Consider the following 12,425-nt stretch of genomic DNA (forward strand, 5'->3'; position numbering starts at 1 on the left):
AATGACCCGCCGAAGCTTACGAGTAAACCCGGCGGGCGGATATGTGAATTTACGGTCTTGTTTTGGCGGGCTGCTTCAGCATCTCACCATGCACATTCAGTATCTTTTCCTGCAGCTGCAGGAAGCTGTGTTCTGTCATTCCGTCTGCCGAATATAAAACGCCGCAAAATTCAGAAATCGTTTCGGCTGCGCTGTCTTCAGCCAATAACGTCATATGGTTGGATACCGCCACATCCATGATGGCGATGTTTGTCATATGCTCTTCCCACTGGCTCCAGTAGTTGACGAAATCAGCAGATAAAATATCGGCCCTGATTGTAAAATACGGATCAAGCTCACCCAAGAAAATACCGTTTTTATTTCGGAAATAATAGCATGTCACCCCGTTCGGATCCGGAAGCGGCAGGAGTTCGTAATCAGTGATTTCGTAAGCGTCCTGAACATTTATATTCTGCCTGATCAGATTTTTCACCAACGCGTCCGTCTTCGTTAACCCCCGCTGTTTGGCTTTTGCGATTAATTGCTCTAAAAATATGTCTTCATGAAGATCGGCATTCAGTTCATCACGATGAATCAAGGTTTCAGATATGCGTTCCGGATGTTGATAGATCGGTGCAAATAAAGCCATGTTCACCGTCTGCAGCATCATATTTTTATCAAATAATTCATCAGAAATGTTTATTTCCCGCGCACCCGCCGCGTCAAAGGAGTCGAGCATGACGATTGACTCAACGGTTTCTCCAGCCAGCTGCAATTGCCGGGTGACTTCATAAGCGAGCATGCCCCCTAATGAATAGCCGCCTACATCGTAAGGACCCCGGGGCTGCACGGTACGTATGAGCTTAACGTAATATTCGGCCATGTTTTTAATGCCGCGGATCGGTTCCCGGTCTGTCATCCACCCTCTTGCCTGAATTCCGTAAAAAGGACGCCCGGTCCGTTCGGCAACGGGCTGGTACAGCTCCACTGCCCCCAGCGCGGAATGAAACCAGAAAATCGGTCTTCCCTTTCCACCCGGGTTAAGACAGATCAGCTCGGGCGGTTCTTGATCATCTGCCTCTTCTGATATATCGTTTTGTTTCGTATGTTCCCCATGTACTTCCTCAGTGTCTTTTTGGACAGAACCGGTCAGATACCCGGCTAATGTTGCGATTGTCGGATATTCATAGACCAGATTTGCCGTAATAGACGCTTGATAGGCTTTATTAATGGACTGAACCCATTCCACACCGATAATAGAATCCAGCCCCATATCAATGAATGCCTCATGCTCATCAATATCTTCCGGCTTCAGAAACAGGATGTCCGCAAGGCTTTCTTTGAGCTCTTTGCGCAAAGTGCCGTCAGAGATGCCGGCAAGGGGAGTTTCTGCTTCCGGGATTTGCGGACGTACCGCTGTTTCCTCCGCTTCAGCATACTCGGGTTTCTTTATTTGCCCCGCTATATATTCCGCAAGCTCCTTAAGCGTCGGGTGTTCATACACCTTATTGGCAGTAATCTCAGTGTGGTGCGTTTTATTTACTGTTTGTATCCATTCAACCCCGATAATGGAGTCAAGCCCCATGTCGATGAAAGGCTCATCAGCATCAATATCTTCCGGTGACAAAAATAAAATATCTGCCAGGCTTATCCTCAATTCTTCAAGCAATGTTCTATTGTCTTCGAAAACGGCTTTTTCTGGCTGCCGGACAGAAACAGTACCATCCAAAGGCTGTAACACGATCGGTTTTTGCAATATCTCCGGTTCAAACGCTCTCATTTCGATCTCAGTTAAAGGAGTCAGAGAAATCAGCCCTTCATGTTCAGGCTGGGGCGAAGACGGGAGAACGGTTTGCGTTTCAGACTTTTTCATGGCTTGACCTGGTAAAGAACTGTTTACATCAGCCGCCCAATACCTTTCTTTTAAAAACGGGTAGGCAGGAAGCGGCGTTTTATAATATTGCCCTCCGTCAAAAAGCCGTGTAAAAGGAAGATCATACCCTCTGCAAAAAAGGTCAGCGATATGTGCCAGGCTTTCTCTGTACTGTGCGGGCGAAGCCGCCGAGCGGCACTGTTCAATGCATTCCATTCCGAATGTTTTCATTCCGGCTTCTTCTGCCGGCTTCTGATCCTTCAAATTGGACACAAACACACCCGGAAGCTCTCTTTTTACAAGCCACTCCGATAATACCCGCTTCAGTTCGTCCGCACTGCTTACGATACAGGCAAACCGGTGATGTAAATGCTTTCTGCCGAGCAGGAGCGTATAACTTATATTTCCCAGATCGCTGTCTTTGTTCTTGCTGAGTGAATCCAGCAGGCGTTCTGCCTGAATTTCCAGCTGACGCTCCGTCCGCGCAGATAAAGGAATGAGGCAGGCCGGTTTTGCCGGTGACCGGCGCACGGTTTGCGGCGCCTCTTCAATCACAAGATGGGCATTTGTTCCGCTGAATCCGAATGAACTGATGGCGGCTCTGCGCGGTGCATCCGGATTCCGTTCCCATGGTATCAACTTTTCATTCACAAAAAACGGGCTGTCCGCAAATTGAATATGCTGATTGGCTTGATGAAAATGCAGGGAAGCCGGAATCTGCCGGTGCTTCAGCGAAAGCAGGATTTTAAACAGTCCGGCCATCCCCGCGGCCGCAGCGGCATGTCCGAGATTGGTTTTTACAGAGCCGATGGCGCAATATCCTTTTTTATCCGTATAGCGGCGGAAAGCGCGCGTTAAGGCGCCGAATTCGATCGGGTCGCCCAGTGCAGTGCCCGTTCCGTGAGCTTCCACCATTTGAATGGTTTCCGGATCAATGTGAAAAGTGTCATAGACATGCCGTTCCAATCGTTCTTGAGAAAGCGCGCTTGGAGCGGTGATTCCGTTTGTAGCGCCGTCCTGATTCATTGCAGAGCCTTTTATGACGCCGTACACATGATCTCCGTCACTAACGGCGTCGCTAAGACGTTTCAGCACCACCGCTCCCACGCCTTCCCCCGGAACGAACCCGTCCGCGCTTTGATCAAACGTATGGCAGCGTCCGGTCGGTGACAGCATATTCGCCTTATTTGACGACTGATAAAAAGCGGGAGTGGATTGAATGAAAACCCCGCCCGCCACCGCCATTTCCGTTTCTTTCGTCCAGAGCCCCTGACATGCCAAATGAATGGCTGTCAGCGAACTGGAACATGCCGTATCAACAGTGATCGCCGGACCTTGTAAATTAAGGTGATAGGCGATCCTTGCCGGAGTGACGGAATTATGATTGCCCCAAAAAGCCTGCGCGGGCCCCTGCTGTTTAAAAATGGCCTGGTAATCTCCGCCGCAGGAGCCGGCATACACGCCGCATTCCCGGCCTCTTACCGAGTCTCCCGCATATCCCGCATCTTCAAGCGCTTTCCATGATTCTTCCAAAAACAGCCGCTGCTGCGGGTCCATATAGGTCGCTTCACGTCCCGATATATGAAAGAAAACGGGGTCAAAACATTCAATGTCCTCTATAAAACTGCCATACTGGCATTGGCTGTCAGAGACATCCCATCTGTCTGCTTTTTTAATCAGATCCCGTCCGGCGGCTAAGTGTTCCCAAAACTCTTGGAGATTCTCCGATTCAGCAAACCGCCCGCTCATCCCGATAATCGCGATCGGTTCTTTTTCAGGTAACACAGCTGCTGATTTTACTGTATCGGCCGGATCCTTTTGTTCGGGGGGGTACGTCATTTGATACGGCTCAGAAACGCTGATGACGATTTTTCCGATATTTCCGCGGTCATCCAGACAGTGATACGCTTCTTTTATGTCTTCAAAGGAAAAGATTTTTGAGATGACAGGCTGAATGACTCCCTCTTCCGCCAGCCGCTGCAGTTCCAATTGATAATCCTTGACCTGATCCGGATTTTGAAGGGACAGCTTCCGCAAATCCACGCTGTGAAACGATTGATTGTTATGAAGGACGGACAAGTCGACTGATTTAGCGGATTTCAGCGCAGTCATGGCAATTTCGATATATCTTCCGCCCGGCGCCAGGCAATTCATTCCTTTTTGCATGGCATCACCGGCCAGGGTATTAATGACAACATCCACCCCACGGCCGCCGGTCATTCGCATGATTTCCGTTTCAAAATCTTCTTCTAAATAGCAAATGGTATTGTGGACCCCGAGCGAATGCAAATACTCAATTTTTTTCTGTGATCCGGCCGTGGCATATATTTCCGCACCGATATGCCGGGCCATTTGCACCGCGATCAGCCCCGTTCCTCCCGTCGCGGTCTGAATTAATATTTTTTCGCCTTTTTTAAGTCCGGCTTTCCGGAAGGCGTCTATCATTGTCACCGCCACGGTGGGAAGAGCGCATGCTTCTTCAAAGGTCAGCCGGGCCGGTTTATGATAGACTTGATGTTCTTTACATGTGATGAGATTCGCCTGAGATCCAAATTCCTCTCCCATGCCGACAATCACTTCATCACCTGGAATGACGGATGTTACATGCCTCCCTGTCTTGATCACGACGCCGCTTGCTTCAAATCCCGGAGTGAACGGATAAGGCGGCATCGTCGGGTACAGCCCTCTGACACAAAGCAAGTCTCCGAAGTTTAAAGAAAAGGCGCGGACGGCTATTTGAACTTCGTCATCTTTTGTCTCGGGCACTTCACTGCGGGCAATCGTCAGATCTTCAATGCCGCCCGGACGGTCAATCACAACCCGGAACATTCCCGAGTCATCGGACTTTGCGAAAGAAGGCGGCATACGTTCTTGTTTCGGTTTCTGATAACCGTTTTCCTTTCTTTCCGTCTGCAGAGGTTTTTCAGCAGGCCGTTCTTCCTGAAGCGCCGGGCGGATTTTCGCTCTTTCGGTCTCCAGAGATGAGGCTATGATGGTTTCGTATTCTTCCGAGATATAACCGGTCAGCAGTTTCACATGATAGTAATCAAATAAAATCGTTGTCTGCAGTGTAAGATTCAAACGCTTATTAATCTCGTTAATCACATTGACGGCCAAAATGGAATCAATGCCGTATTCAGAGAAATTCAGTTCTTCCTGAATATCCTCTTCTTTCATTTTTAATACATCGGCAATACTTGTTTTGATGACTGAGCGGACATGGGAAACGACCGATTCCCCATCAGCCTTAACAGCTTGATGCTCCTCTGGCGCGCGGCTGCGGGAAACAGGCTGTGCGGGCTTTCGGAAAACTTCGGCCGGGGCGGCGTATGGCTTTCTGCCGTCTCTGATCCCTTGCATCCGGACGAGTCCGTCACTCTCAGCTGCGATAATCTGCTGACCTAAATCATGAGCCGTTTCAGCAGGGAAACAAACCGCTCTGTATCCTTCCGAATGCAGCACACGCTCCCACGATTTTGGATATAAGCCGGGACTTCCCGGAATCCGAAGCTCAGCATCCTCATAGGACCACCAGCCGTCAAGCAGCCCGAAGGTTAAATGGGTAAAAACAGAACGATCGCTGATTTCGTTTATCAGAATCATTCCGTTGTATTTCAGAAGCGCTTTCAGACGGCGCAGTGTCAAACCGATATTTTTTGTGGCGTGAAGCACATTGGCGGCGATGACAATATCGTAAACACCCGTTTTGATATTTTGTGATTCGCAAGGCTCCTCCGCATTAAACAAGGCTGTTGTCAAATACGGCACATCAGGTCCGTATTCCTGTTCGGCATGCATTAAAAAAGCTTTAGAAACGTCCGTATAACAATATTCCGCAATCTGTTTTGCAAATGGTTGCAGTTTTGTAAACAGCATGGCGCTCGTTCCGCCCGTCCCGGCCCCTACTTCTATCAGCCTGATGCGGGCATCGGGGTGTTCTGTAAGATAGGCTTTCAGGTAAGCGGCCGCGGCATCTGCTAACACTTCATTAAAATAATCCGCGACAGGATTATGCTTATAAACACCTTCAACGAGCCGCATTGACGAATCGGGAAATACGATATCCGTAGCCGGACGTTCCCCTTTTAAAATGGAAGGCATCGCTTTTATCGTCGCCTCAGCCAATTCAGCTTGCGCAAGCTCCCCATTGGGAAGCAGGCGTTTATGGGCATTCCACTCATTCCAGACTGTGCGGCTGTCCGGACGCTGATCCGTGAGGAGGGTGATCGTGTATCCGTCATACGCGATATATCCGTTTTCTTTTAATAGATTCAGGCTTTCTTCCAGCCATCTGCCGTATGTGCCGATCACGCCGGCGCTCCGCATGGATGCTGCAGGTGTAGTGACAGGCTCGCTGAAAAACCCGATTGACTGTAATTGGTAAAAGAGCAGTTTGCAAAGAAGGCTGTTCATATGCGCAACTCCATTTCTTGTTTTAAAGTCTCAAGCCGTTCATTCCGATCCGGATTTTGCCGCTTGACGCTTTCCATAAATGAAGGCTTCGGGCCGGATATAACCGATATTGCATCTTGATCCGTCAGTGCGGCTAAGCCGTGCGGAGCAGCTTTGATGAATGCCGCTTGACTGAACGGTTCTGATAGTAAGACTTCCAGCGCCTCCATTGCTTCATCGGGTTCAATAGAACCGATCCCTGACGCCTCCATCCGTTTTCTGTAAGACGGGTCTGATACAACGCCCAGACTGCCCCAATATCCCCAATTCATGACTTTCACTTCACAATCAAGCAAGGAAGCGATATGGCGGGCAAAGGCGTCTTGAAATGTACACCCTGCCGCATAGTTGCTTTGCCCGGCATTTTTTGTGAAAGAATTAACGGATGAGAAAAACAGCACAAAATCAAGCGGTTCTCCCTTAAAAGCTTCGATCATTCGGACGCTCGTATTTGCCTTAGCTGAAAAAGCGTTTCTGAAAGAAGCTTCATCCATATTCGCCATACTTTTGTCGGCAAGCGTTATCGCGGAATGGATGACTCCCGTTATATTGCCGTATTGCTCTCTTACGGAACGGACGGCAGCCTTAAGCGCTGCGGCATCTTGAGCATCAGCCTGTATATAATGCGGCGCGGGGCCTGATAGCGCCAGCCTGTCTATTTTGCTCTGAATCTCCTGATCCTTCGGCCGCCTGCCGATCCATATTATCCGTGCCTTGTAACGGGTGATCATGTATTTGCTCCATGCTTCTCCGATGCCGCCCGCTCCGCCGATGACAGCATAAACGCCGCCTTCTCTGTACGACATACGCGGAGCGGAACTTGTCAGCACCCGGACTGTTTTTTGCTTGTGCCAAGCTCCGTTACGGTACGCGGCAGCATTTCCGTCCGGATCTGGAGGGAGGCGCCAGATGTCTTTCATTTCAGACGAATCACTGTCTTCTTCTGCATCAATCAGCCTGATATCCCAGTTCGGATATTCTTTTGCCAATGAACCGATCAAACCGTGTACACCTGCATGCTCAGGCTGCGGCAGATCACCCGGATACACGGACTGTGTCTGCCGGGTGACCGCCGTAAAGCTGATGTTTCGATTTCCATACCCGAGTGACAGCAGCGCTTTGATGAAACGGAAACATTGAATCACCCCATTCTCCTGCTCATCAAGCATTTCCTGACTGACGGATGCGGGTGCGAAACGATCCGGCGCAATCCATAAGAAATGGCGGATATCTTGATACCCGGCTGTCAATTTACGTAATGTTTGCTCGCTTGAATGATCCGGCGTCTCCGCCAGATGGGCGCGGGGCCACATTTTTGCCGCAGCCTTTATGGTATTTCCCGGCTTTCCGATGATCAGCAATTGTTCCTGATCAACCGCTCGATTTTCTTCCAGAGAAAAGAAAGTTTTGTCCCAAACAGGGGCAAGCAGCGCCGTCTGAACTTCCTGCCGTTTGCTTTCGGTTTGGTTTGTCTGCCGGACCGCCCGACAGACAAATCCTGTCAATCTCATACAAACAGCGCCGTTTTCATCACATAAATCAATATCCAGCGTCAGCGCTCCGTTATCTGACCGATCGCTCTGTTTGCGGACAAGCGCCCACATCGTTTTCTGAGTCGGCTGAAATATTTCTGCCTGCCTCAGGGAAAACGGCAGCATCGGAGTGTCTCCGGCAGTATCTGAACCGGCACCCAGTGACGCCTGAAACGCGGCATCTAGAAGACTCGGGTGGATGACAAACTGATCGGCGGTACTGTCTGCCGATTCCGGCAGCGACAGCCGGGCTGCAGCGCCCCTCTCTCCGATCATCAGCTGATCAATTCCTTGATGGCTCGGCCCGTATATCATACCCGCATGCCGGAAAGCCTGATAAACCTCATCAGACGTCATAACCGATTGGCCGCAGCCGGACAGCCAGCCCTCTAAGTGAACTGACGGAACCTCTGCTATCTCTCCTGATACCGCGGTGCCTTTACTGTATAAAATCCGTTCTCCCCCGGGTTCTTCCGATAGGCTGTAAATCGTAAATTCAATGTCTTCATTTTCCTTAAGGATAAGGCTGATATGGACTTCTACATCCGTCCCCTTATGAACGACAGGCCTCATCCATATGAGATCTTTCAAATACAGTCCTTTACGTCCGTCCGGCACAGCGCATGCGGCACGCTCAACGGCCGCCCTGGCCATTTCGATCACGGCGGCTCCCGGGAGCACCTTCTCCCCATTGACTGTGTGATCAGTGAAAAAGAATTCCCGTCCGGTAAAAACGGATGTGAATTTCAGCTCCCACAGATCGGATGTGTTTTCATGAAGCAGCGGATGGATCACCGTTTTGCCGTCATCCCTTTTTGAAACCGCCTCGGCTTCATCTTGAATCCAGCATCTGACCTTTGCAAACGGATAGGCGGGAAGGCTGATTCTCCGGGGTTTTCGTCCCGAATATAACAAGTTCCAGTCCACATCGACTCCCTGCACCCACATGTTCAGCAAATGACCGTACTTTCTCTTTTTCAGCCATTTGACCATGGCTTCCTGCAAATCTTCATCAGATTCAAACACAGCCACTGTCTCATGATTTCGCTTCGCCCGCCCCCTGTAAAGATGCGGTGCATTTTCATTTTCCAAGTACGATCTGAGCTTGTCCTCCAGCTCCTTAAGGGAGTCCGCAATGAGAGCCAGCCGCTCATCCATCGCTTCCCGCCCCGCTTGTAAAGTATATGCGACATCAAATAAGTCCGGCTGATCCGTATGCTTCTTTTGAAGAAAAGCAAGAAGGCGCTCCGCATATTCTGTCAGACGCTCCCCGTTTTTCGCAGACAGCAGAATGACAGCCGGCTCTTGGCTGCTGATTGCTTGTTTGACAGGAGCCTCATATTCTTCAATAATGATATGCGCGTTAGAACCGCCCGCACCAAAGCTGCTGATCCCCGCCCTGAGCGGCTGTTCTTCTCCGTCTGCGGCAATCCGTTTCCAATCTGTTAATTCCCGGCAGACGGAAAACGGCCCTTCGTCAAATTGGATATTCGGATTTAAAACATCCGCATGCAAAGATGGGGCGATTTGTTTGTGCTTCATCTGCAGCAGCACTTTTGTGACAGCGGCGATGCCTGCTGCCGATTCCCCATGTCCGATATTTGATTTGACAGACCCGATGAGACATGTTTCAGGAACATCACCGAATGCATCGGTTAAAGCCCGGATTTCAATCGGATCGCCTAATTTTGTCCCTGTCCCGTGCGCTTCCACATAGCTGATCTGGCCCGGAGATACCCCCGCCTCCTGTAAAGCTTGAGAAATAACTTCGCTCTGCGCCTTGGGGTTCGGTACGGTGTAACCGCTCGCTCTTCCGCCGTGATTAATGGCAGCTCCCTTAATGACGCCGTAAATCCGATCTCCGTCTTGTACGGCGTCTTCTAAACGTTTAAGAAGCAGCACCCCGACCCCTTCTGCCGGAATATAGCCGTCACCCCCGGCGCCGAAACTCCCGCAGTGTCCTTTAGATGAGATGAACTGCCCCTGGCTCAGCATGAAGTACTTGTTAGGATGAACGGTGAGATTCACTCCGCCGGCAAGCGCCGCGCGAATCCGATGATCCCGCAGATCCCGGCACGCCATGTACAATGAAGTCAGAGAACCCGAACACATCGTATCGACCGAAATGCTCGGCCCTTGAAAATCACAAAAATAGGAGACACGGTTAGCAATGGATGAAATCCCGCCGGGGAGCCCGATATGCCGTCCTTTCACTCCCGCTTCAGCCGCGAATAGCGGGTATTCCTGATACATGACACCGGCATACACACCTACCTGACGGCCCAATTCAGGTGATGTCCTCGTATATCCCGCATCCTCCATCGCCATCCACGCATGCATTAAAAACAGCCGTTCCTGAGGATCAAGGTGTTCCGCTTCACGGGGGGAAATCTTAAAGAACTCAGGATCAAAATCGGCGATCCCGTCAATGAATCCGCCCCATTTGCTGTAGATCGCTCCCGGCGCCGTACGGTCCTCGGAAAAGTAATGTTCCCATTTCCAGCGGTCTTTCGGAATTTCGGTAATACAATCCTTTCCTTGTTTGAGATTTTCCCAAAACGCATTGATATCATCGGCCTGCGGATACTTGCCGGAAATTCCGACAATGGCAATATCCAGCGGGTTTCCTTTCGTTTTCTGACGGCTTTGATTCCCGGATGGGGCAAAAGACGCATTTTCAAGCCGATTTGGCTGAAGCACTTCTTTCACAGACGCGTTTTTCAATTCCGCCAGCTGTTCTCCGGTATGGCTGAGGACTGCGGCGTCAAATGAGAGGAACCCGTCTTTTTTATGTTTGATTGTATTCACCACATAGACGGTATCAGACATGACAGGTCCGTAAAGCGTCAGCCTCTCAATCATGAGCGGGACGTGAATCCGCTTTTTCAGCTGCAATTCTTCTTCACCGAGCGACATATAACAAGAATTCAATATAAGCGGGTCAAATGCAAAGTGATGCAGATCGCCTTTTTCTTTTTTTCCTGATAAGTCCAGCTGCAATAAAAAGGAGCTCTCACTCATTTTGTATCCCGCCGTTACCGTTTTCAGCATCGGGCCTATCGTGAAGCCGGCAACCGAATCGTACAGACGGGAAATGACATCCGGCGCCACCTTTTGTGCATGCGACTTCATTTGTTCAACGTCATATGATTTTTTTACGGATGCCTCTGTATATCTGATTATTTCTCCTTCGGCACACGTCTTCCGGCTTTCTTTACCGGAGACAGAGCAGCTTGCGGTAAAGCGTTCGGCACTCTTTTCTGCCGCAAATGAAATGTCAACATGTGCGGCCTCTCCCGGCTCCAGCGTGACGGGCCCGCCCGTAAAACGGATATCTTTCAGCTCGGCGGGATACGTGTCGGAATGAGACGTTCCGGATGCATCAAGCACCAGACACGGATACACTACACCCATCAGTGCCGGTTTGCCGAAAACCAGATGATCCTGAAGGAATGCTTCATGTTCATAGAAAGTAAATGTCTGACTGCCTGATTGCGTTTCAGAGACCGGTGCTGCATTCGCAACAAGGCCGGAAGATTCATCTGTCCCTTTTGTTTTTATGTCTTCAAGCAGCTCGGATATGCTGCTGCATTCAAATAAAAGAGTCGGATTCAGACGCAGATCAAACGCCTCTTCGATGTCTTTAATAATGGCCAGAAGCTGTGACGATTCAAGACCTAATTCAAAAAACACGGTGTGCGCATCATTTCTTGTGACAGGACGGCCTACGTATGTTGAGAAAATGCGGTATAAGGTTTCCTCCATCTGCTGAACGCCTGGTATCAGCTGCCGGTCTGTCCGCACCTTTTTGGCTGTCAGGCCGAGCAGTGAAGCAATATGCGCACCGCTGGGGTTGTAAAAGTCAATATCCATTTTCACCATTTCAGACGGCGTGCCGGACTTTTTCGAAATCACCGCGTAACAGCGCTCCGTAACCGTCTCAGCGGCAATAAACGAATCATAATAAATCGGTAAAAACAAACCGGCGCCTGCAGCTGTCTGCAATACGCCGGAGGCCATGGCGGCACCGTCCATCAGCGCGGGATGAAAGAGAGTGCCGGGGAGATTTTCCTGGCATGAATCAGACTGCCGAATATCAAGGAAACATTCCTCTTCATTTGCATAGATCTCTCCCTCCGGCTTCATCAGCCCGTCATGCGTCAGTCCGCGGCTTCTCGCGTCTTCGTAAACCGTATGCAAAGAGACTGATGGAAGTGCGGCTTGTTGTTTTTTCTCCTCTGCGTCAAGGCGCCTATCTGATGAGAAGACTCCTTCATGCACCTCCGCTGATAAGAAAACCGTCCCGGAATCCGCCCCGCAAATCGAGGCAGTCCAGAACTCCTTTTCTTTACTGAATATGACACTCACATCAAGCCGCTCTGACCGCTTCACTGATAAAGGATGATAAATGGTCACCCGTTTCAGACAGATGGAACGGAATGAAAGATCAAGGCTTTGCTTTGCCAGCTGATACAGCATATCAATATAGGCCAGACCGGGCATGACAGATTCGCCGTGAACAAGATGGTTTTTCATAATGGGATGTTCTGCCGTCAGGCGCAGATTCACTGTTTTTTTCATGGTTAGTC

General features: G+C 50.1%; 2 protein-coding genes. Both read right to left on the reverse strand.

What is annotated here, in order from left to right:
• Window positions 1-49 precede the first annotated feature (49 nt).
• A complete protein-coding gene (locus tag G4O42_RS11125) occupies window positions 50-6,265 on the reverse strand; it encodes a beta-ketoacyl synthase N-terminal-like domain-containing protein (protein WP_032873179.1) in 6,216 nt (2,071 codons plus the stop codon).
• Window positions 6,262-12,417, reverse strand: a complete 6,156-nt coding sequence (locus G4O42_RS11130; RefSeq protein WP_032873177.1) for a type I polyketide synthase — start codon at window positions 12,415-12,417, stop codon at window positions 6,262-6,264. Before G4O42_RS11130 ends, G4O42_RS11125 begins: the two co-directional genes overlap by 4 nt.
• Window positions 12,418-12,425 lie beyond the last annotated feature (8 nt).

This window comes from Bacillus sp. LUNF1, assembly GCF_011008975.1.
Classification (GTDB): domain Bacteria; phylum Bacillota; class Bacilli; order Bacillales; family Bacillaceae; genus Bacillus; species Bacillus velezensis.